21 protein-coding genes and 1 pseudogene are annotated in these 22,413 nt (G+C 62.6%); 16 read left to right on the top strand and 6 right to left on the bottom strand.

Annotated elements, in window-relative coordinates; translation table 11 throughout:
- Nucleotides 1-29: 29 nt before the first annotated feature.
- From NKH42_RS02650 to NKH42_RS02600, 11 genes and pseudogenes are all read left to right on the top strand, one after another.
- The gene (locus NKH42_RS02650) at nt 30-878 is read left to right on the top strand and encodes a bifunctional allantoicase/(S)-ureidoglycine aminohydrolase (RefSeq protein ID WP_502896203.1); all 849 of its coding nucleotides are present in this window, start codon (nt 30-32) and stop codon (nt 876-878) included.
- Nucleotides 875-1,378 carry an ureidoglycolate lyase gene (locus NKH42_RS02645; protein WP_352505910.1) on the top strand — a complete coding sequence of 168 codons (504 nt, stop codon included), beginning with the start codon at nt 875-877 and terminating at the stop codon, nt 1,376-1,378. Before NKH42_RS02650 ends, NKH42_RS02645 begins: the two co-directional genes overlap by 4 nt.
- Nucleotides 1,378-1,971 (top strand): nucleoside deaminase, encoded by a 594-nt coding sequence (locus NKH42_RS02640; RefSeq protein ID WP_352505911.1) that lies wholly within the window; start codon nt 1,378-1,380, stop codon nt 1,969-1,971. Before NKH42_RS02645 ends, NKH42_RS02640 begins: the two co-directional genes overlap by 1 nt.
- A gap of 69 nt (nt 1,972-2,040) precedes the next feature.
- A complete protein-coding gene (locus tag NKH42_RS02635; RefSeq protein ID WP_352973916.1) occupies nt 2,041-4,023 on the top strand; it encodes a CocE/NonD family hydrolase in 1,983 nt (660 codons plus the stop codon).
- A gap of 155 nt (nt 4,024-4,178) precedes the next feature.
- Nucleotides 4,179-5,765: an ABC transporter substrate-binding protein gene (locus NKH42_RS02630; protein WP_254816007.1), complete on the top strand. Its 1,587-nt coding sequence runs from the start codon at nt 4,179-4,181 to the stop codon at nt 5,763-5,765.
- A 16-nt stretch (nt 5,766-5,781) separates the two neighbouring features.
- Complete coding sequence (locus NKH42_RS02625; protein ID WP_352505913.1) at nt 5,782-6,741, top strand: ABC transporter permease; 960 nt, start codon at nt 5,782-5,784, stop codon at nt 6,739-6,741.
- Between the two features lie 11 nt (nt 6,742-6,752).
- A complete protein-coding gene (locus tag NKH42_RS02620; protein ID WP_254816006.1) occupies nt 6,753-7,580 on the top strand; it encodes an ABC transporter permease in 828 nt (275 codons plus the stop codon).
- Nucleotides 7,580-9,265: an ABC transporter ATP-binding protein gene (locus NKH42_RS02615; protein ID WP_352736838.1), complete on the top strand. Its 1,686-nt coding sequence runs from the start codon at nt 7,580-7,582 to the stop codon at nt 9,263-9,265. Before NKH42_RS02620 ends, NKH42_RS02615 begins: the two co-directional genes overlap by 1 nt.
- Before the next feature lie 93 nt (nt 9,266-9,358).
- Entirely contained in the window at nt 9,359-10,198 is an 840-nt protein-coding gene (locus NKH42_RS02610; RefSeq protein ID WP_352686584.1) for an alkaline phosphatase family protein, read from the top strand.
- Nucleotides 10,199-10,331: 133 nt separating this feature from the next.
- Nucleotides 10,332-10,735 (top strand): annotated as a pseudogene (locus tag NKH42_RS02605) (sigma-70 family RNA polymerase sigma factor).
- Nucleotides 10,732-11,400, top strand: a complete 669-nt coding sequence (locus tag NKH42_RS02600; protein ID WP_352686581.1) for an anti-sigma factor — start codon at nt 10,732-10,734, stop codon at nt 11,398-11,400. The pseudogene NKH42_RS02605 and the gene NKH42_RS02600 overlap by 4 nt, the downstream one beginning before the upstream one ends.
- Before the next feature lie 327 nt (nt 11,401-11,727).
- On the opposite strand, the gene NKH42_RS02595 is transcribed toward NKH42_RS02600, so the two are convergent.
- The gene (locus tag NKH42_RS02595) at nt 11,728-12,750 is read right to left on the bottom strand and encodes a substrate-binding domain-containing protein (protein ID WP_031213013.1); all 1,023 of its coding nucleotides are present in this window, start codon (nt 12,748-12,750) and stop codon (nt 11,728-11,730) included.
- Nucleotides 12,751-13,103: 353 nt separating this feature from the next.
- Here NKH42_RS02595 and NKH42_RS02590 point away from each other — a divergent pair, with 353 nt between their 5' ends.
- The 5 genes from NKH42_RS02590 to NKH42_RS02570 all read left to right on the top strand — a co-directional run bounded on the left by NKH42_RS02590 (nt 13,104) and on the right by NKH42_RS02570 (nt 19,661).
- Nucleotides 13,104-14,459 carry an ABC transporter substrate-binding protein gene (locus NKH42_RS02590; RefSeq protein ID WP_352686578.1) on the top strand — a complete coding sequence of 452 codons (1,356 nt, stop codon included), beginning with the start codon at nt 13,104-13,106 and terminating at the stop codon, nt 14,457-14,459.
- Between the two features lie 225 nt (nt 14,460-14,684).
- Nucleotides 14,685-15,698, top strand: a complete 1,014-nt coding sequence (locus NKH42_RS02585; RefSeq protein ID WP_352505917.1) for a carbohydrate ABC transporter permease — start codon at nt 14,685-14,687, stop codon at nt 15,696-15,698.
- 1 nt (nt 15,699) lies between these two features.
- A complete protein-coding gene (locus tag NKH42_RS02580; protein WP_352505918.1) occupies nt 15,700-16,854 on the top strand; it encodes a carbohydrate ABC transporter permease in 1,155 nt (384 codons plus the stop codon).
- A 4-nt stretch (nt 16,855-16,858) separates the two neighbouring features.
- A complete protein-coding gene (bglA, locus tag NKH42_RS02575) occupies nt 16,859-18,523 on the top strand; it encodes a beta-galactosidase BglA (RefSeq protein WP_352505919.1) in 1,665 nt (554 codons plus the stop codon).
- A gap of 25 nt (nt 18,524-18,548) precedes the next feature.
- Nucleotides 18,549-19,661, top strand: a complete 1,113-nt coding sequence (locus tag NKH42_RS02570; RefSeq protein ID WP_352480043.1) for an ABC transporter ATP-binding protein — start codon at nt 18,549-18,551, stop codon at nt 19,659-19,661.
- An 80-nt stretch (nt 19,662-19,741) separates the two neighbouring features.
- Here the strand turns inward: NKH42_RS02570 and NKH42_RS02565 are convergent, their stop codons facing one another.
- From NKH42_RS02565 to NKH42_RS02545, 5 genes are all read right to left on the bottom strand, one after another.
- Complete coding sequence (locus NKH42_RS02565) at nt 19,742-19,981, bottom strand: DUF680 domain-containing protein (protein WP_254815996.1); 240 nt, start codon at nt 19,979-19,981, stop codon at nt 19,742-19,744.
- A 68-nt stretch (nt 19,982-20,049) separates the two neighbouring features.
- A complete protein-coding gene (locus NKH42_RS02560; RefSeq protein WP_254815995.1) occupies nt 20,050-20,256 on the bottom strand; it encodes a DUF680 domain-containing protein in 207 nt (68 codons plus the stop codon).
- A 71-nt stretch (nt 20,257-20,327) separates the two neighbouring features.
- A complete protein-coding gene (locus NKH42_RS02555) occupies nt 20,328-20,531 on the bottom strand; it encodes a DUF680 domain-containing protein (protein ID WP_352480241.1) in 204 nt (67 codons plus the stop codon).
- Between the two features lie 440 nt (nt 20,532-20,971).
- The gene (locus NKH42_RS02550; RefSeq protein WP_352480240.1) at nt 20,972-21,718 is read right to left on the bottom strand and encodes an FAD-binding oxidoreductase; all 747 of its coding nucleotides are present in this window, start codon (nt 21,716-21,718) and stop codon (nt 20,972-20,974) included.
- Nucleotides 21,715-22,326 carry a molybdopterin-dependent oxidoreductase gene (locus NKH42_RS02545; RefSeq protein WP_352505920.1) on the bottom strand — a complete coding sequence of 204 codons (612 nt, stop codon included), beginning with the start codon at nt 22,324-22,326 and terminating at the stop codon, nt 21,715-21,717. The genes NKH42_RS02550 and NKH42_RS02545 overlap by 4 nt, the downstream gene beginning before the upstream one ends.
- Nucleotides 22,327-22,413: the final 87 nt, after the last annotated feature.

Genomic DNA, 22,413 nt, shown 5'->3' with positions numbered 1-22,413 from the left:
ACAGGCTTGAATTTATGGATATGATGAAAATGGCCGAGCGAACCTATTATGCGCCGCAAGGCGGACATCCCGGCCAGAGTGAATTGCTGACCGGCCGCGCTGTGTTCACACAGGCCTATGCCGTGATCCCCAAAGGCGTGATGCAGGACATCGTCACCAGCGCTTTGCCGTTCTGGGATGGGACACGGATCTGGGTGCTGTCTCGGCCGCTGTCGGGTTTTGCCGAGACGTTTTCGCAATACATCGTCGAGCTCGCGCCCGGCGGCGGCAGCGACCGCCCTGAGCTTGACGCCGCCGCCGAAGGTGCGCTGTTCGTGGTCGAAGGCGAGCTATGCGTTTCGCTTGCCGGCAAGAAACATAGCTTAAGGCCGGGCGGCTTTGCCTTCCTGCCGCCGGCGAGCGGATGGACGGTGCGCAATGAAAGCGGTGCCGCCGTCCGCTTCCACTGGATCCGCAAGACTTATGACGCAGTCGACGGCATCGACCAGCCGCAAGCGTTCTTCGCCAACGAACAGGACATCGCGCCGACGCCGATGCCGGGTACCGAAGGCCGATGGGCGACGACGCGCTTCGTCGATCCGGCCGACATGCGCCACGACATGCATGTCACCATCGTCACGCTCGAGCCTGGTGCGGTCATTCCCTTCGCCGAGACTCATGTGATGGAGCACGGGCTCTACGTGCTGGAAGGCAAGGCGGTCTACCGCCTCAACCAGGACTGGGTCGAGGTCGAGGCCGGCGACTATATGTGGCTGCGCGCCTTCTGCCCGCAGGCCTGCTATGCCGGCGGCCCCGGAAAATTCCGCTACCTGCTTTACAAGGACGTCAACCGGCATGCCAAGCTTGGCGGCGCCGGCGTCGCGAGGCGCGCGCCATGACCCGAATCGTCGCCCGGCCGCTGACCCGCGAGACCTTCGCCGAATTCGGCGACGTCATCGATATGGGCAGCGACAACCATTATCCGATCAATGGCGGCAAGGCCGAGCGCTACCACGACCTCGCCACCGCGGAAGCACGAGGGCCGAATGCGCGCGTGCTGATCTCCATGGTGCGTGGCACGCCCTATGAACTGCCGTTGAAGCTGACAATGGTGGAGCGCCATCCGTTCGGCAGCCAGGCCTTCATCCCGCTGTCACCACGGCCGTTCCTGGTCGTCGTCTGCCATGATGGCGAGGAAGGACCTGGCGAGCCGCACGCCTTCATCACCGCGCCCGGGCAAGGCGTCAACTACCCGCGCAATCTGTGGCACGGCGTGCTGACGCCGATCGGCGACGTCCAGGATTTTGTGGTCGTCGACCGCGGCGGCGACGGCTCCAATCTCGAAGAGTGTCATTTCTCGCATCCTTACGAAATCCATCTTCCCGACGGGAGCCGGTGATGACCGACAGTTCGCTGATCGATCGCCTGCTCGATGTCATCGAGCACGACATCGTGCCGAAGACCGTCGAAGGCGTCGCGCACGGCAACAAACTGTTCGGCGCGGCGATCCTGCGCAAGGACGACCGTTCGCTGGTGCTTGCCGAAACCAACAACGAGATCGAAAATCCGCTCTGGCACGGCGAGATGCACTGCCTGAAGCGCTTCTACGAAATGCCTAAGGCCGAACGCGTCGATACCAAGAACGCGATCTTTCTTGCCACGCACGAACCCTGCTCGCTCTGCCTGTCGGCGATCACCTGGACCGGCTTCGACAATTTCTACTATCTTTTCAGCCATGAGGATTCGCGCGACAGCTTCGACATCCCGCACGATCTGAAGATCCTGAAGGAGGTCTTCACCCTCGATCCCGGCGGCTACAATGCCGAGAATGCCTACTGGAGGAGCTTTTCGATCCGCAAATTGGTGCGATCGCTGCCTGAGACCGAACGCCTGCGACTGGAGACGCGGATCGGCAAAATCTCCGCACGCTACGACGAACTGTCCGGCGCCTACCAGGCTAGCAAGGCCGACAACGACATTCCGCTGAGTTGACGCGGATTGACCAGCCGAATTCGTTGGCTGGCCCACGACGCATCGGCAGCGGCTCCATCATGTGGCCGCATGAAAACCGTCACTGAATTCCCGCGCAAGGTCGTTGAATTTCCCGACATGGGGATCATCATGCCGGACGGCTGCCGGCTGTCGGCGCGGGTGTGGATGCCGGCCGATGCCGCCGACGATCCGGTGCCGGCAATCCTCGAACACCTGCCCTATCGCAAGCGCGACGGCACGATCTATCGTGATCAGCTGACGCATCCCTATTTTGCCGGCCATGGCTACGCCTCGATCCGCGTCGACATGCGCGGCAATGGCGATTCCGAAGGGCTGATGGACGACGAATATTCCGAGCAGGAATTGCAGGACGCTTGCGACGTCATCGCCTGGGCGGCGGACCAGCCCTGGTGCAACGGCAATGTCGGCATGATGGGCATTTCGTGGGGCGGCTTCAACTGCCTGCAGGTGGCGTCTAAGCAGCCGCCAGCGCTGAAGGCGGTCATCAGTCTCTGTTCGACGGTCGACCGCTATGCCGACGACATCCACTACAAGGGCGGCTGCCTGCTGATCCAGAATTTCGGCTGGGCCTCGACCATGCTGTCCTATTCGTCAAGGCCGCCGGATCCGTTGCTGGCCGGCGACAACAGATGGCGCGACCTGTGGCTGACCAGGCTGGAGAACCAGCCCTTTCTGGCACCGCTGTGGCTGAAGCACCAATATCGCGATGCCTATTGGAAGCGCGGCTCGATCTGCGAGGACTATTCCGCCATCCATGCCGCGGTGCTGTCGATCGGCGGCTGGCATGACGGCTATCGCAATACGATTTCCCATCTCGCCGCCAATATCGAGGCACCGGTCAAGGGCATCGTCGGCCCGTGGATCCACAAATACCCGCATTACGCCGCGCCCGAACCGCGCATCGGCTTCCTGCAGGAGGCCTTGCGCTGGTGGGACCGCTGGCTCAAGGACATCGACACCGGCGTCGAGGCCGACCCCGCCTACCGCGCCTATCTCATGGACAGCGTGCGTCCGGCGCGCTGGCATCCCGCGCGGCCGGGCCGCTGGGTCGCTGAATCGGAATGGCCGTCACCCAACATCCGGACGCAAGAGGTTGAGCTTATCGCTGAAGGCAATCACGCTATCGTCGCGTCGCCGCAAAACTGCGGCCTTGCCGGCGGCGAATATTTCCCCTTCACCTTCGGCCCGGAACTGCCGGGTGACCAGCGCCCCGACGACGCGCTGTCGGTGTGTTTCGACCAGCCGGTGCTGACCGAAGCGATCGACATTGTCGGTGCTCCCGAAGTTTTGGTCAGAGTCTCGTCGGACCGGCGCCAGGCGAACATCGCGGTTCGGCTGTGCGACGTCCACCCGGACGGAGCGTCGGAGCTGATCTCGTACGGCGTGCTTAACCTTACGCATCGCAACTCGCACGAATTTCCCGAAGCGCTGGTGCCCGGCGAAACCGTCAGCGCCCGGGTGGTGCTCGACCAATGCGCCTATCGGGCGCCGGCCGGCCACCGCTTGCGCGTTGCCATCTCCAACAGCTATTGGCCGATGATCTGGCCGTCGCCGGAGCCGGTCCGGCTCGAATTGTCGGCCGCGACATTGATGCTGCCGCTGCGCCCGCCGGCGACGGGCGATGAGGTCACCTTCCCCGCCCCCGAAGGCGCGACGCCCTGGGCAACGGAGACACTTCGGCCCGCCAATTCCGAACGTCATGTCGATCGCGACGAAAAGACCGGACTGATCACGCTTTCCATCGTCGACGATTTCGGCGAAGTGCGCGACCTGGAGCATGGCCTCACCCACGGGAGCATCGCCAGAGAGACATGGGCGATCCATCCCGACAATCCGCTGTCAGCGTCGGGCAAGACGCATTGGACCCAGACGCTGTCGCGAAATGAATGGTCGATGCGCACCGAAACGTTCGCCGAAATGCGCTCCGACGCGCAAAGCTTCATGGTTAGCGCCAGAATTGAAGCCTATGAAGGCGAGAAACTGGTCTTCGAGCGCAACTTCAAGGAGAAAATCCCGCGCGTACTGCTTTGAGCGCTTATAGCGATTGGTCCAATTGCGACGCACGATTTACGCCACGGCATGTCGCATTCGGTCTTGCTTACCGCTTTCCCTTACGGTCATTATTCTCCCGATCGAAATGAGAAAAAACGACCATAAGGTCGGACCAACAGAGTGAGGAACTTAACATGTCGAACGAACTGGAATATCTGAGCCGGCGCGTTGCGTCCGGCAAGCTGAGCCGTCGCGATTTTCTCGGCCGGGCAGCTGCGCTTGGCGTCACCGCAACCTTCGCCAATTCGCTGCTATCCAGCGCTTCCCGCGCGGCGGGTCCGGTCAAGGGCGGCACGCTGAAGGCCGGCCTGGTCGGTGGCGAGTCCACCAACAGTCTCGATCCGGCGCTGTTCATGACGCAGGTGCCGTTCGCCTTCGGCAAGATGTGGGGCGAACTGATCGTCGAACTGTCTCCTGAAGGCAAGCTCGAGAACCGCATTGCCGAGGAGATCGGCTCGTCGGACGACGCCAAGACCTGGACGCTGAAGATCCGCGATGGCGTCGAGTTCCACAACGGCAAGAAGGTGACCGCAGAGGACGTGGCCGCCACCCTCGAACGCCATTCGGACGAGAAGTCGAAGTCCGGCGCGCTCGGTTATATGAAAGGCATCGAGAGCATAAAGGCCAGCGGCAAGGAAGTGGTGCTGACGCTGAAGGAGCCGAATGCCGATCTTCCCTATCTGCTTAGCGACTATCACCTGATCATCCAGCCGAACGGCGGCAAGGATAAGGCCGATGCCGGTATCTCGGCGGGTCCTTACAAGGTCACCACCAACGAGCCCGGCGTGCGCCATGGCGGCGAGCGCTTCGCCAATTACTGGCAGGGCGACAAGATGGGCCATGCCGACCAGATCGAGATCATCGTCATCAACGACGCCACGGCGCGTACGGCGGCGCTGCAGGGCGGCCAGGTCCACATGATCAACCGCGTCGAGCCGAAGATCGTCGATCTGATCAAGCGTGTGCCCGGCGTCACCATCCGCAACCATTCGGGACCGGGCCACTACGTTTTCATCATGCACTGCGACACCGCGCCGTTCGACAACAACGACTTGCGCATGGCGTTGAAGCTGGCGATCGACCGCGAGGAAATGCTGAACAAGGTGCTGCGTGGCTATGGCTCGCTCGGCAACGACTTCCCGATCAATGCATCGTACCCGCTATTCACCGAGATCGAGCAGCGCAAATACGATCCCGACAAGGCCAAGTTCCACTACAAGAAGTCGGGCCATGACGGTGCCGTCCTGCTCCGGACGTCGGATGTCGCCTTCCCCGGTGCCGTCGATGCCGCACAGCTGTTCCAGCAAAGCGCGGCCAAGGCCGGCATCAAGCTGGAGATCAAGCGCGAACCGGGCGACGGCTACTGGTCGGAAGTCTGGAACAAGCAGCCGTTCTGCGCCTCCTACTGGGGTGGCCGGTCGACGCAGGACCAGATGTACTCTACCGCCTATCTGTCGACGGCCGACTGGAACGACACACGGTTCAAGCGTCCGGATTTCGACAAGATGGTCCTGGCGGCTCGCGCCGAGCTTGACGAGGCCAAGCGCAAGGCAATGTACCACGACATGGCTGTGATGGTGCGCGACGAGGGCGGCCTGATTCTGCCGATGTTCAATCAGTTCATCGACGCGACGGGCGCCAAGGTTGCCGGCTGGGTGGATGATCCGCATCAGGAGTTGATGAACGGATATGCTCTGGCGAAGTGCTGGCTCGAAGCCTGAGCCCGGCCTTGCGGATATGTCCTCACCCATCGTGAAACTGGTGGCCCAGCGCATTGCGCTGGGCATCATCCTTCTATTGGCCGTTTCGGTCCTGATCTTCGCCGGCACCCAGATCCTGCCCGGCGACGTCGCGCAAGCCATTCTCGGGCAGTCGGCAACACCGGAGTCGCTCGCCAATCTGCGCGAGCAGCTCGGCCTCAATGATCCCGCCTACATCCGTTATTTTCGCTGGCTCGGCGGCATCCTGACCGGTGATCTCGGCACGGCTATGTCGAGCGGTCAGGATATCGCAACCTCGATCAAGGGAAGGCTGTGGAACACGCTGTTCCTCGCCTTCTGGGCGGCGATCGTCGCGGTGCCGCTGGCGATCATCCTCGGGCTGATCGCGGTGCGTTACCGCAATGGCTGGGTCGACAAGCTGATCTCGGGACTGGCGCTGGCCTCGACGTCCTTCCCGGAATTCTTCGTCGGCTATGTGCTCGTCTTTTTCTTCGCAGTGCAACATCAATGGTTTCCCGCCATTTCCACCGTCTATGAGGGGATGCCGTTCGGCGAACGCATCCAGGCCATAGCACTGCCGGCGGCGGCGCTGACCCTGGTGGTGCTCGCCCATATGATGCGCATGACGCGCGCTGCGATCCTCAACGTCATGCAGTCGGCCTATGTCGAGACGGCGGAGCTCAAGGGGCTTTCGGCCTTCGCGGTTATCCGCAGGCATGCCTTCCCCAATGCGATTGCGCCGATCATCAACGTCGTCATGCTCAACCTTGCCTATCTGATCGTCGGCGTCGTCGTCGTCGAAGTGATCTTCGTCTATCCGGGTATGGGGCAATACTTGGTCGACCACGTCACCAAGCGTGACGTGCCTGTGGTGCAGGCGGTCGGGCTGATCTTCGCCGCCGTCTACATCAGCCTGAACATCATCGCGGACATTGCGGCAATCGTCGCCAATCCGCGCCTCAGACATCCGAAATGAGGGGGTCGGGTATGCTCGTCATCAAACGCATTCCCATCCCGGCGCTGGTCGGACTGGTGTTGACGGCGCTGTTTGTGTTGGCGGCGATCTTTGCGCCGTGGATCGCGCCGCACGGCAATGCCGAGATCGTCAGCGACGTCCCTTGGGAGCCAATGTCGGCGGCGCATTGGCTGGGCACCGACAATCTCGGCCGCGATCTGTTGTCGCGCATGATCTATGGCGCCCGCATCACTCTGTTCATCGCGGTGCTGGCGACGGCGCTGTCGTTCTCGCTCGGCGCCATCCTCGGCTTCTCGGCAGCGGTTTTCGGTGGCTGGTTCGACACGCTGCTGTCGCGTCTCGTCGATCTCCTAATGTCGATCCCGACGCTGATCATGGCCCTTGTCGTGCTGTCGGTGCTGCCATCCAATCTGGTGACGCTGATCCTGGTCATGGGCGTTCTCGACTCGACCCGCGTCTACCGCCTGTCGAGGGCGGTCGCCGTTGACATCAACGTCATGGATTACGTCGAGGCGGCCAAATTGCGCGGCGAAGGCAGCGGCTGGATCATCTTTCGCGAAATCCTGCCCAACGCGCTGTCGCCGCTGGTTTCGGAACTCGGCCTGCGCTTCATCTATGCCGTGCTGTTCCTGTCGACGCTGTCCTTCCTCGGTCTTGGCGTGCAGCCGCCGGACGCCGATTGGGGCGGCATGGTCAAGGAAAACAAGGATGGCATCGTCTTCGGCATAGGCGCCGCCCTCATTCCGGCGGCGGCGATCGCAGCGCTGGCAATTTCCGTCAATCTCGTCGCCGACTGGGTGCTCAACCGCACGACAAGCCTGAAGGGAGGACGCGGGTAATGGCCGACAAGCAACCGAAGCCCGGGCAACCGAAGCCCGGGCAACCGAAGTCCGGCGTGCTGCTCGACATCCGCAATCTGCGCATCGAGGCCACGGTATATCCGCCGGGCGAGGCGCCGAAGAACATCGTGCTGGTGCACGATGTCTCGCTGACGCTCGAAAAGGGCAAGGTGCTCGGATTGATCGGCGAGTCCGGCGCCGGCAAATCGACCATCGGCCTGTCGTCGATGGGTTACGGCCGCGGCGGCGTGCGCATCACCGGCGGCGAGGTCATCCTCAATGGCCGCGACATCCTGAAGGGCGGCAACGAAGGGTTCCGCAAATTGCGCGGCCGCGAGGTCTGCTATGTCGCGCAATCGGCGGCAGCGGCCTTCAATCCGGCGCACAGGCTGATGGACCAGGTGGTCGAGGCAGCACTCCTGCACGGTACGGCGACGCGGGCCGAAGCCGAAAAGCGCGCCGTGGCGCTGTTCAAGAAGCTCAGCCTGCCGAACCCCGAAAGCATCGGCGAGCGCTTCCCCCACCAGGTGTCGGGCGGTCAGCTGCAGCGCGTGATGACGGCAATGGCGCTGTGCTCGGAACCCGACCTGATCGTCTTCGACGAGCCGACCACGGCGCTCGACGTGACGACGCAGATCGACGTGTTAGCGGCGATCAAGGATGCCATCCGCGACACGCATGTGGCGGCACTCTACATCACCCATGACCTTGCCGTCGTCGCCCAGGTCTCGGACGAGATCATGGTGCTGCGCCACGGCCGGCTGGTCGAATGGGGCGGCACGCGCCAGATCATCAAGGAGCCGCGCCAGGAATACACCAACGCGCTGGTTTCGGTGCATGAGATCGAACATCAGGAGCAGAAGCCCGGCCCGAGCCCGTTCCTGTCGGTCAAGAACATCACCGCCGCCTATGGCCGCAGCCACATCAAGGTGCTGAAGAACGTCTCGGTCGATATTTTCCCGGGCCAGACGCTGGCGGTGGTCGGCGAGTCCGGCTCCGGCAAATCGACGCTGGCGCGCGCCATCACCGGCCTCCTGCCGCCCGAACAAGGCACCGTCACCTTCGACGGACGGCCGCTCGCCAACCGGCTTGCCGACCGGCCGAAGGAGGATCTGCGCCAGTTGCAGATGATCTATCAGATGGCCGATGTCGCGATGAATCCGCGCCAGACGGTCGGCACCATCATCGGCCGGCCGCTGGAATTCTATTTTGGGATGCGCGGGCGCGAGCGCGACAAACGGGTCGCCGAACTGCTCGACAAGATCGAAATGGGTAAAGGCTATGTCGACCGCTATCCGGCCGAGCTTTCGGGCGGCCAGAAGCAGCGCGTCTGCATCGCTCGTTCGCTCGCCGCCAAGCCGAAGCTCATCATCTGCGACGAGGTGACATCGGCGCTCGACCCGTTGGTGGCCCACGGCATACTGGAGCTGTTGCTCGAGCTGCAGAAAGAGGAAAACGTCGCTTATCTGTTCATCACTCATGATCTCGCAACAGTGAAGTCGATCGCCGATTCGATCGCGGTGATGTATCGCGGCGAGGTGGTGCGCTACGGCCCCAAGAGCAAGGTTCTGACGCCGCCGTTCGACGCCTACACAGACCTTTTGCTGTCGTCGGTGCCCGAAATGGAGATTGGCTGGTTAGAGAAAGCGATCAAGGGACGGCGCATGGCCAGCGCGGGGAACTAGCCGGCTGCCCCTTGTGCCCGACGATCCTGTCCGGGCGTGGATTGAACGGCAGGCCCGCCCTGACTTTTCCGATCAAGCCGCATGGAGGCGCCCTTGGCGCTCAACACAAAACTTCTGCTCATCATCCTAGACGGCGTGCCTTACCGGAACTGGCGACGGCTGATGGGCAATCTCGAAGGCTGGGTGCAATCCGGCGACGCGCGCGTGTGGAAGATGCGCTCCGTGCTGCCGTCGACCTCGGCATCCTGCTATGCCTCGATCCACACCGGCGTGCCGCCTCAAGTGCACGGCATCCTGTCCAACGAGAACCGGTTTCGCGTCGAACAGCCGGACATTTTTTCCGAAGTCAGTAGGGCCGGCGGCAAGACGGGTGCGGTCACCCATTCCTACTGGTCCGAATTCTTCCGAGCCTATCCGTTCGACCTGGTTGAGGACATAGAGTTCGACCAGCCGGGCAGGCCGATCAGCCATGGCCGGTTCCACACCATGACCGGCTACAACGCCAGCAACCAGATGACGCCGAGCGACGTCGACCTGTTCGCGACGTTGACCCTGCTGACCAGGCGCTACGGCATCGACTACGGCATCCTGCACAGCTGCACGCTGGACTCGATGGGCCACCGGTTCGGCCATGACTGCCGCGAGATGGATCATGCCGTCTATGCAATAGACGCCATGCTCGCCGGCTTCCTGCCGCGCTGGCGGGAGGCCGGCTACGAGGTGATCGTCACAGCCGATCATGGCCAGACCGATCGCGGCCATCACGGTGGCCACGACGAAGAGATGCAGGATTTCGCACTTTATTACTTCGGATCGGGCGAGGGCCCGGAGGCCAATACGCTGCTCGATCAGCTGCAGCTCGCGCCGACAGTGCTTGCGCGCCTCGGCGTGCCGGTGCCGGTCACCATGAAGGCAAAGCCGTTCCTGAGTTGAGCGCGCGCCCTCTTCTCCCTCTGGCGACGCTCCCGCTCTTCAGTTAGCCTCCGCAAATATACCGGCGGATGCGGTGAACCTTTTTGGGCCGATCAGCGACAGAGCAGGCAGGAGCCAGGCGGCTCGACCGGCGATGACTGCCGCGGAGACCGATCGCGCGCTCGTCGAGCGCGTCGCGAAGGGCGACCGTGCCGCCGTGCGGCTCCTGTTCATGCGCCACCACGCGCGCGTCTACCGCTTCGCCGCACGCCAGACGGGATCGGAACTGATGGCCGACGATATCGCCGACGGTGCCGACACGCCGGAAATCGTGACGATGAAAGAAGACAAGGCCGCTGCCTTGCGACGCTTCATCGATGCCATACCGGAAGAGCACCGTACGGTGATCGACCTTGCCTATTATCACGGGCAATCGGTGAGCGAGATCGGCGAGGTACTCGGCATCCCGGTCGCCAGGTCAAGACCAGGATGTTCTTCGCCCGCAAGAAACTCGGCGAAGCCCTCAAGGCCGCCGGTTACGACAGGGGGTGGCCATGAGCGCCGCTGAAAAGATGTCGCGCCGCGACGAAATGGAAATGCTGCTGCCGTTTTATCTGAACGGCTCGCTGGAGGGCACCGAGCTCGAAGCCATCGAGGAATGGCTGGCAAGCGATCCGGCGGCGATGGCCGCACTAGGCGAGGCCGAGGCCGAATTCTCCGGCACCGCTGCCGCAAACGAGGCAATCCGCCCGCCTGCCGATGCGCTCAGCCGCTTTGCCAAGGCGCTCGATGCCGAGGCCGGCCCCGCCCGCGGGCCGGCGGCATCGTCCTGGCTGGCGCAGGCCTGGAGCCGCTTCATGGCGGCGCCCGCCGGCATTGCCTGGGCCGCGGCCGCGGTGCTGCTGGCCCTGGTCGTCACGCAATCCTTTGTGCAGACCGGCAACAGAGATGGCGATTTCGAGATTGCCGGATCGGACGACGATCTGGCCAAAATGCCGTTTGCCCTTGTGAAGTTCAAACCGGATGCGAAGCTGTCCGACATCGTCGCTTTTCTCGACAAGAACCAGTTGACGATCGCCGGCGGGCCCACCGCCGACGGCGTTTTCCGGCTCGGCGTTCCGGCCAAAACCGCCGCCGACTATCAGAAACTGCTTGGCCTTATTGCCGCCCAGCCTTTCACCGAAGCTGCCCTGGAGGGAAGGAAACCGGCTGATGGCGGCTAAGGCGGTCGTTCGATTGACGGCGACGATTACAATCTTCGCCACGTCTGCCGTCGCACAAACCAACGATCCTAACCTCACCCAGGCGGAGATCGACTGCCTGAACCGGGGACGTGCTGCCGACGCCGACTGCGCCAAGGCGGCTGCTCGGCAACACGCTGGTGCGCTTCGGCATTCCGGATGGCCGCCCGGTCGGCGTCATGCCGTTCTCCCGAAGCCGCTGCATAATGTTGGGCATCAGATATTGGGGGCAAAACTCAATCGGCCGGTTACCTCAAATGACCGATATGGGCTCGAACTCGGTCGCTCAGGGTAATTGAGTTTTGATCCCTAGGCCGGTGCGCCGGCGACCGATCCCCTGACCACCAGGTCGACCGGCCAGACCTCGCCGCGAGCGCCCTCCTCCAAGCCGGAAATCCGCGCCGCCAGCCGTTCGGCGATGCGTGCGCCGGCCAGGCGGATCGATGAACGCGTCGTCGACAGCGGCACCGAAAAATTTTCCGGCTTCAGCCAGGGAAAGACGTCGTCATGGGCGATCAGCGACAGGTCGCCCGGAATGGTCAGGCCGAGATCGCGCACCGCGCGCACCACGCCGAGCGCCATGATCAGGCTGGAGCAGGCGATCGCCGTCGGCGCGTCGCTTTGTTCCAGCAGACGCCTGGCGGCGCGATAACCGTTCTCCTCGGTCATTGTCAGGGAACAGACATGCTGATCACGAAGCACCAGGCCGCTTGCCGCAAGCGCGCGCCGCACGCCGCGCTCGCGATGTATGGCGAAGGTCTCGCGATCGTCGCCATTGATAAGCGCCAGACGCCTGTGACCGAGCTGGACGAGAAGCCGCGCCGCCTCGTGGAAGGCGCCTTCATTGTCGATGTCGGTGAAGGGATAGTCGAAATCGAAGCCTTCGCTGCGGCCGTGGACGATGAAGGGAATGCCGAGCGTATTGACCAGCGCCACCCGGCGGTCGGCCGGCCTCGGCGAGGAGATATAGACCGCGTCGACCTGCCGGTTGGCAACAATGCGGCGGTAGGTCGTCTCCTGGTCGTCGGCATCGGCCGGTGACAGCACCAGGTCGAGCTCGTGCGAACGCGCATAGTCGCCGAGGCCGGACAGGAACTCGACGAAATGCGGGTCGATATCAACGGTCGTTCCCGTCGGCAGCACATAGCCGATCATGCCGGTCTTGCCGGTCGCCAGCCGGCGGGCGCTCGGATTGGGGCGATAGCCATGACGCTTGGCGGCATCGACCACCCGCCGGCGCGTTTCCTCGTTGACTTCCGGGTAGCCGTTCAATGCGCGGCTCACCGTGGTCTGCGAAAGCGCTAGCATGTGGGAGAGCTGCTTGAGGTTCACCGGAGGCCTCCAAACCTCAAAGCGCTTTTAATCTGAAACGATCTGGCCGCGTTGCCGAGCGCAGTGACCATACGCACGGTTCGGACCGGTTTGAAGCCGAATTTGCTGCTGCACCGCCAGAAAACTCTGCTGCAGCGCACTTTTGCCGGCACCCGGCCGGAGAAATTAAATCGATTAGCCTGGCTTCCTCTTGACTCGCGATCAATTCAGTGGCGAGATCAAAAATGACCAAAGCGCTTTGGAAGACTCCACGAAAGGTTGCAGTTCCTTTCCGACTGAGTCACAGTCCTGCGGCGCCGGCGGACGGAATGGAGGTTTCGTTCGGTGTTTGTCACCACTGGGAGGGAATACCGATGAAAAAAATGCTTCTGCTGGGCGCTGCGTTTGCCACGCTCGCCCTGGCCATGCCCGCGCAAGCCGAACTGAAGTTCAAGCCGGGCGAAGATCCCCGTTTCAACTGGGCCAACTACGAAGAGCTCAAGAAGGTCGACCTCAAGGGCGAGACACTGACGATCTTCGGGCCGTGGCGCGGCGAGGACGAAGGGCTTATCCGCACCGTTCTCGATTACTTCTCCGAAGCCACCGGCGCCGAGATCAAGTATTCCTCGTCGGAGAATTACGAGCAGCAGATCGTCATCGACACGCAGGCTGGCAGCCCGCCCAACATCGCCGTGCTGCCGCAGCCGGGCCTGATCCAGGATCTGGCATCGAAAGGCCTATTGACGCCGCTCGGCGACGACACGGCCAACTGGGTCAAGGACAATTACGGCGCGGGCCAATCCTGGGTCGACCTCGGCACCTTCAAGGACAAGGACGGCAAGCCCGGCTTCTTCGCCTTTCCTTATAAGGCCGACGTGAAATCGCTGGTCTGGTACTCGCCGGACAATTTCGAGGAAGCCGGCTACAAGGTGCCGAAGACGCAGGAAGAGCTTGCCGAGCTCGAAAAGAAGATCATCGCCGACGGCGGCACGCCATGGTGCATCGGGCTTGGTTCGGGCGGCGCCACCGGCTGGCCGGCGACCGACTGGGTCGAAGACATCATGCTGCGCACCCAGACGCCCGAGATCTACGACAAATGGGTAAAGAACGAAATTCCGTTCAACGATCCGGCCGTGGTCAACGCCATCGACATTTTCGGCAAGATCGCGACCGACGACAAGATGGTCGAGGGCGGCGCCAAGGCGGTTGCGGCGACCGATTTCCGCGACAGCCCGAAGGGCCTCTTCTCGGTGCCGCCGAAATGCTATCTGCACCACCAGGCATCGTTCATCCCGACCTTCTTCCCGCAAGGCACCAAGATCGGCGAGGATGCCGACTTCTTCTATTACCCGCCCTACGCCTCCAAGCCCGAGCTCGGCACTCCGGTGCTCGGCGCCGGCACGCTGGCCATGATCACCAAAGATAGCAAGAGTGCCCGCGCGTTCATCGAATTCCTGAAGCTGCCGCTCGCTCATGAGATCTGGATGGCACAGGGCGGCTTCGTGACGCCGTTCAAGTCGGTCAACAAGGACGCCTATGCCAGCGACGCGCTGAAGAAGCAGGGCGAGATCCTGGCCAACGCCTCGACCTTCCGCTTCGATGGGTCCGACCTGATGCCGGGCAAGATCGGCGCCGGCGCGTTCTGGACCGGCATGATCGACCTGGTCGGTGGCAAGTCCGCCCAGGACGTCGCCACCGACATCCAGAAAAGCTGGGACGCGATCAAGTAAGCGGCCGGCTCGAGTCCCATGTGATGCGGTCCGGGCCTCAAACGGCCCGGACCTTCTTCGGTGCCTGGCGTCGCGTCGATTGTCGTGAGCACGACGCATTCCGGCATGACGCGCGCCCAGTGACCTGCTTTTCGGCTGGTCGCGCTCCAGACAACTGAATCGGCGCATGATCCCGTCGCCAAAGCCATTCTCGACTGGCGGATCCGTGCGCAGGGGGAGGGACCCATGGCGGCTCAGATTTTTTCGGCGATATTCGTCATCATCATCGGCGTGGGCGGCTGCGTCGCCTATTTCTGGGGTGCCAACAAGGCACTCGACACGATCTTTCCGGCACGCGGCGTTTCCGGCAAGGCGGCGATCGACAATCTGCGCTGGCAGGGGGTGATCCGGCCCTGGCTGTTCGTCGGCCCGGCGATGATCATCCTCACTATCTACCTGATCTACCCGGTGGTGGAGACGCTGAGGCTGTCGTTCCTCGATCGCGGCGGCGCCCATTTCGTCGGCCTGGCCAACTATCAATGGGCGTTCGGCGACCGTGAGTTCCGCAATTCGATCCTCAACAACATCATGTGGCTGGCGGTGGTGCCAGCCGCCTGCACCTTCCTCGGCCTGATCATCGCCGTGCTCACCGACAAGATCTGGTGGGGCACCATCGCCAAGAGCCTGATCTTCCTGCCGCTCGCCATCTCCTTCGTCGGCGCCAGCGTCATCTGGAAATTCATCTACGAGTATCGCGGCGAGGGCCAGACACAGATCGGCCTGCTCAACGCCATCATCCAGTATTTCGGCGGCCAGCCGCAGGTCTGGATATCGCTGCCGTTCTGGAACAACTTCTTCCTGATGGTCATCCTGATCTGGATCCAGACCGGCTTTGCCATGGTCATCCTGTCGTCGGCCTTGCGCGGCATTCCGGAAGAGACGCTGGAAGCCGCCGTGATCGACGGCGCCAACCCCTTCCAGATCTTCTGGAAGATCATGGTGCCGCAGATCTGGGGCACCATCGCCGTCGTCTGGACCACCATCACCATCCTGGTGCTGAAGGTTTTCGACATCGTGCTGACCATGACCAACGGCCAGTGGAACAGCCAGGTGCTGGCCAATCTGATGTTCGACTGGATGTTCCGCGGCGGCGGCGATTTCGGCCGCGGCGCCACCATCGCCATCATCATCATGATAGCGGTCATTCCGATCATGGTCTGGAACATCCGCCAGGCGAACAAAGAGACGGAGGGACATTGAGATGGCCGTGGCGACCGGAAAGTCCTTTGTCAGCCGTTTCGGCGTCCATATCGCCGTCTTCATCTTCGTTGCGATCTGGACGATCCCGACGCTCGGCATTCTGGTCTCGTCGCTGCGCGACAAGGACCAGATCATCGCTTCGGGCTGGTGGAACTCGTTCACCAGTTCCAGCCAGACGGAAGCCGGACGGCTGCCGCCCGCCTCGGCGCAGGTCGAGAAGGACGGCAAGTTCGTTCTGCAAGGCAATATCTTCGGCGACGGCCCTGCCCGCAACATCAGCGCCTTCGGCATCAAGTCGGCAGCGCCGACGCAATATCCCGCCGGCACGACAGCCGATCTCGGCGACGGCGTGACCCTGCAGCTCAATGCCGACGGCAGTTTCGTCATGACCTCGCCGAAGGCTTTCGAAGGCGAACGCGGCCAGCGCGTCTATTACGCCTCCTCGGCGCCGCCGAAATTCACCACCGATAATTACGACACGGTGCTGTTTTCGGAAGGCATCGGCCGCTCCTTCATGAACTCGCTGACCGTCACCATTCCGGCCACCGTCATCCCGATCCTGATCGCCGCGTTCGCAGCCTACGCGCTGGCCTGGATGCGCTTTCCTGGCCGGGCTCTGCTCATCGCCGTCATCATCGGCCTCCTGGTCGTGCCGCTGCAGATGTCGCTGATCCCGCTGCTGAAGCTCTACAACGGCGTCGGCAGCTTCTTCGGAGTGCCGTCGAAGACCTATCTCGGCATCTGGCTGGCGCATACCGGCTTCGGCCTGCCCTTCGCCATCTATCTGTTGAGGAGTTATATTGCCGGCCTGCCACGCGAGATCATGGAATCGGCGCGCATCGACGGCGCCAGCGATTTCGAGATCTTCGTCAAGATCGTGCTGCCATTGTCGTTCCCGGTGCTGGCCTCGTTCGCCATCTTCCAGTTTCTCTGGGTGTGGAACGATCTGCTGGTGGCAATGGTTTTCCTTGGTACCGAGGGCGACCAGATCGTGCTGACCGCCAAGCTCAATGCGTTGCTCGGCTCGCGCGGCGGCGACTGGGAGATCCTGACGACATCGGCCTTCGTTACCATCATCGTGCCGCTGATCGTGTTCTTCTCGCTGCAGCGCTATTTCGTCCGCGGGCTGCTTGCCGGCTCGGTGAAAGGAGGTTGAGATCATGCAATCCGCTTTGAAGGCCACTCCGAAGCCCGATCTTGCTATCGATCGCGACTGGTGGCGAGGTGCCGTGATCTACCAGATCTATCCGCGCAGCTATCAGGATTCGAACAGCGACGGCATCGGCGACCTCAGGGGCATCATCGGCCGGCTGCCCTACATCGCCTCGCTCGGCGTCGACGCCATCTGGATCTCGCCGTTCTTCAAATCGCCGATGAAGGACTTTGGCTACGACGTGTCGGATTATTGCGACGTCGATCCGATGTTCGGCACGCTCGCCGACTTCGACGCGCTCACCGCCGAGGCGCACCGGCTTGGCCTCAAGGTGATGATCGACGAGGTGCTCTCGCACACCGCCGACGTCCATCCCTGGTTCAAGGAGAGCCGCTCCAGCCGAAGCAATCCAAAAGCCGACTGGTATGTTTGGGCGGACGCCAAGCCGGACGGCACGCCGCCCAACAACTGGCTCTCGATCTTCGGCGGCTCGGCCTGGCAGTGGGACACCAGCCGCCAGCAATATTACCTGCATAATTTCCTGGCCGAGCAGCCCGACCTCAATTTCCACAGCCGCGCGGTCCAGGACGCGCTGCTCGATGTCACCCGCTTCTGGCTGGAGCGCGGCGTCGATGGTTTCCGCCTCGATACCATCAATTTCTACTTCCACAGCCAAGGCCTGGAAGACAATCCGCCGCTGCCGCCCGAGCAGCGCAACGACCAGACGGCGCCGGCCGTCAACCCCTACAACTACCAAGACCATCTCTACGACAAGAGCCGGCCTGAAAACCTCGGCTTCCTCGAACGCTTCCGCGCCTTGCTCGACGAATATCCGGCCACGGCCGCGGTTGGCGAAGTCGGCGATTCGCAGCGTGGGCTGGAAGTCGTGGCGGCCTATACGGCCGGCGGCAAGCGCGTCCATATGTGTTACTCCTTCGACTTCCTGGCGCCGGAGAAGATCAGCGCGGCAAAGGTGCGCTCGGTGCTGGAAACCTTCGGCAAGGTGGCCAGCGATGGCTGGTCGTGCTGGGCCTTCTCCAACCATGACGTGATGCGCCCTGCCTCGCGCTGGGCAGCCGGCGAGCCGGACCCGACCGCGTACCTCAGGGTCATCTCGGCGCTGCTGATGTCGTTGCGCGGCTCGGTCTGCATCTATCAGGGCGAGGAGCTCGGGCTCAGCGAGGCCGAACTCAGCTTCGAGGATCTGCAGGACCCGTACGGCATCCGCTTCTGGCCGGAATTCAAGGGCCGCGACGGCTGCCGCACGCCAATGGTTTGGGACGGCGCTGCCCGCAATGGCGGCTTCTCGACGGCAAAGCCCTGGCTGCCGGTGCCGGCCAAGCACCTTGCGCAAGCGGTCAATGTGCAGCAAGGCAACGACGGCTCGCTGCTCGAGCACTACCGGCGCTTCCTGGCTTTCCGCCGTGCTCATCCGGCACTGGCCAAGGGCGATATCGAGTTCATCGAAAGCGAGGGCGACACCGTCGCCTTCACACGCCGCGAAGGCAACGAGCAGATCGTCTGCGCCTTCAATCTCGGCGCAAAGCCGGCCGAGGTCGATCTTGACGGCCGCTCACTGCAGCCCTTGCCGGGACACGGGTTTTCGGGACAGACTGGCGCCGGCACTATCCGCCTCGGCGGCTACGGCGCCTGGTTCGGGCGTATCGACTGAATTCAAGGAAGAACTGGAGAGTACCATGGCCGATGTCACGCTAAGGCAAGTGAGGAAATCATATGGCAATCTCAACATTCTGCACGGCGTCGACCTCGACATAAAGTCGGGCGAATTCATCGTCTTCGTCGGTCCGTCTGGTTGCGGCAAGTCCACCTTGCTGCGCTGCATCGCCGGGCTGGAGGAGATCACCTCGGGCGAGCTCAAGATCGACGGCGAGATTGTCAACGACGTGCCGCCGTCAAAGCGCGGCATCGCGATGGTGTTCCAGTCCTATGCGCTCTATCCGCACATGACCGTCTACGACAACATGGCGTTCTCGATGAAGATCGGCAAGGAAAGCAAGGCCGAGATCGACAAGCGGGTGCGCCAGGCGGCCGAGATCCTGCAGCTGACCAAATATCTCGACCGCCTGCCCAAGGCGATGTCGGGCGGCCAGCGCCAGCGTGTCGCCATCGGCCGCGCCATCGTGCGCAATCCCAAGGTCTTCTTGTTCGACGAGCCGCTATCCAACCTCGATGCGGCGCTGCGGGTCGCCACTCGCATCGAGATCGCCAAGCTCAAGGAATCGATGCCGGCCACAACGATGATCTATGTCACCCACGACCAGGTCGAGGCCATGACGCTGGCCGACCGCATCGTGGTGCTGAAGGAAGGCCATATCGAACAGGTCGGCACGCCGATGGAGCTCTACAAGCGGCCCGGCAACCTGTTCGTCGCCCAGTTCATCGGCTCGCCGGCGATGAACATCCTGCCGGCGACGATCGACAGGACCGGCAACCCGACGGTCGTCAGCCATGTCGGCGGCCGCAAGGCAACGGTGCCGATCGCAACGCCTGCCTCGGCGAAAGGCGCTGCGGTGAGCTTCGGGGTGCGGCCGGAGGATCTGATGATCGCAGCCGGCGCCGACTATTTGTTCGAAGGGACGGTCGACTATGTCGAGCAACTCGGCGAGGTCCAACTCGTCTATGTCGACATCGGCCGCGCCGACCTGCCGCTGGTGACCAAGCTGCCGGGCAATGTCGAGGTCAAGCGCGGGGCGTCGATGCGGCTGACGGCGGATGCCGGCGACCTGCATATTTTCGACGCGGACGGACACTCCTTCGCGCTCCATGAAGCAGAAGCAAAGGCGGCTTGAGGCAGGCGTTTTTCCGCCACGCAAAAGACAAGAGCGGCGGGCATGGCCCGCCGCTCTTATCTGGAATTCCGGTTCGGCTGTTAGTTGTTGCCGAAGAGGTTGCGGTCGGCGCCCTGAGGCGCGGACTTGGGCACATCGCCAGACGAATTCAGCAACTTGTAGATCGGCGAGTTGCTGTCACGCACCGAATACGTCTGCGTCTTGTCGACATTGACGGTCGACTGCTTATTGATGTCGCTCCCGCCAACATTGTCGTTTTGGGCATAGGCGCCGCCGGCGGCAATCAAGAGAGCGGCGGCAGTAAGAACAATCTTTTTCATTTGGATACTCCTGGATTTCGGATCAAAGCGGCGGGCATGCCCGCCCGCCTTGATGGTGGGATCGGCTGTTAGTTGTTGCCGAAGAGGTTGCGATCGGCGCCCTGGCCGACCGGCTGCTTTTCAGCCTGATCCGACTTCTTGAGGGAGGCCGTGTACGAGCTGTCGACCGCGACAGCCGGCTGGTTGGCTCCGTTGGAACCATAATTGTCGCTGCCGGCGAAAGCGCTGCCGGTGATGGCCAAAACGGCGACGGCGGCAAGAAAGATCTTTTTCATTTCAATACTCCTGAATTTTTTCAGATCCCGGGCGGCGGATATGCCCGCCGCCCTGATGCTGGGATCGGCTGTTAGTTGTTGCCGAAGAGGTTCCGGTCGGCGCCCTGGACAGGCTGCTTGTCAGCATCAGCCGGCTTCTGAATGGAAGCCGTGTACGAGCTGTCGCCCGAGGCGGCAGGCTGGTTCGCACCATTGGAACCATAATTGTCGCTGCCGGCGAAGGCGCTGCCGGTGATGGCCAAAACGGCGACGGCGGCAAGAGCGATCTTTTTCATTTTTAGTACTCCAGTATCTTAGTCTCAGTCCGTCTAGCGGCGTGTCTTGGGAGGAGTTCGCGTCGTTCGGACCGCCCCGATGTGGGAAAGCCAATGGCCAGTTTCCAATCACGAAGTTGTTTGGTGTGGACCAAGAATCTACACCTTGAAATTGTGCCACGGACTCCCTCCGCCACATTTTTACCGTTTAATGTCAACAAGATAGCCCATCGCCTCGGTCTGACTGCAAGGGGAGTTGGAAGGCAGCGTTCACAGCGTCCTGCACGCATTGTCAACAGAAACGAACCGTTCGGTTCGATTTTTTAAACCGATAAAAGTCGCAGCCGGGGTTGTTTGTCGAATCGTTAACCATTTCAGCCAAGCGCGGCCTCGCCGTTCTGCCGGTTTTCGGCCCGTTTAGGCCGGCCGGCAAAGGCAGCAACCGGGCAAGCAGAACCGGGTCAGACCCCGTAGCGTTCGGTGCGGATGAGAGCCGCAGGCACCCCGGCATCGATCAGTGCCTCGGCGGCGGCCGTCACGAATGCGTTCGAGCCGCAGACAAAGGCCAGCTTCGGCGGCGCGGGCAACCTGGTCATGGCTTGCACCATCATCGCGGCGTCGACCCGCCGCGCATAATCCGCCGGACGGCGGGCCGGCTCGCGCGTCAGCGTCAGCACCAGGTCGAAGCCATCCCGGCGCTCGGCGAGGTCGATCAGCTCATCGCGAAAGATCACCTCGTCCCAGACCCGCGCCGAAACCACCAGGGCGGCGGCAACCAGCGACCCCCGCATCGCCCGGTGACGGACCATCGACATCAACGGCACCACGCCCGACCCACCGCCGACGAGCAGGAGCGGTCCGCCATCGCCGTCGGACCAGACGAAATGGCCGCCGAGCGGCCCGCGCAATTCGAACTCGTCGCCCACCGCCGCGATCTCGTGAAAGAACGGCGAGACCTCCCCGTCCTCGAGTTTTTCAATCGCCAGCTCGATGGTCTCGCCGGTCTCCGGTGCCGAGGCGATGGAGTAGGAGCGCCGCGCCTGATAACCGTCAGGCGCCGTCAGCCTGACATCTACATGCTGTCCGGCACGGTAGGCGAAGGGCCGCGACGGCTGCAGGAAAAAGCTGGTGACGCGCGGCGTGCGCTTTTGGATGCGGGTGATGGTCACTATCTGCCAGGGCGACTGCGCCGCCGGTGCGTCGCTCATGGATCGTTCGTGTAGCGCTGCTCGCGCCACGGGTCGCCATAGATATGATAGCCTCGCAACTCCCAGAAACCCGGCTCGTCACGCTCGGTGAACTGCAGCCCGTTCAGCCATTTGGCCGATTTCCAGAAATAGAGATGCGGAACGAGCAGCCGCGCCGGGCCGCCATGGTCGGGGGTGATCGGCTTGCCCTCGTAAAGCAGCGCCACCATCGCCTTGCCGCCGGTGAGATCCTTCGTCGGCACGTTGGTGGAATAGCCGTCGAAACCCAACGCCAGCGTGAAGGCGGTGGGCGGCTCGATGCCGGCGTCGGCAAGGATGTCGTCGACCAGCACGCCCTGCCACGCCGTGTCGAACTTGGTCCATGCGGTGACGCAATGGATGTCGCGCGTCATCTTGGTCAGGGGCAGCGCGTTGAACTCGGCCCAGTTCCACTTCTTGATCGGCCGCGGCCCGTGCTTAAGCGTGAACGACCAATCCTCGGTGCGCACATGCGGCGTCGGGCCGGCCGACAGGACCGGGAAACCGTGCTCGAGATATTGCCCCGGCGGGATACGTGCACCCGTATCCGTCGGCGGCTTTCGTCCGGAAGAGAAGCCTCGGGTAGCCATCAAGAATATCCGTTTGCGCAAGGTCCAATCGACCTTTGTCAGTTTTCTCGAAGACGCGCGCGCGGGCAACCGAAATCTTGGCTCGGC

The sequence above is a fragment of the Mesorhizobium sp. M1142 genome, from assembly GCF_040318565.1.
GTDB lineage: Bacteria > Pseudomonadota > Alphaproteobacteria > Rhizobiales > Rhizobiaceae > Mesorhizobium.
Note: the sequence above shows the minus strand (reverse complement) of the source record. Positions and strands in the feature narration are given on the sequence as shown.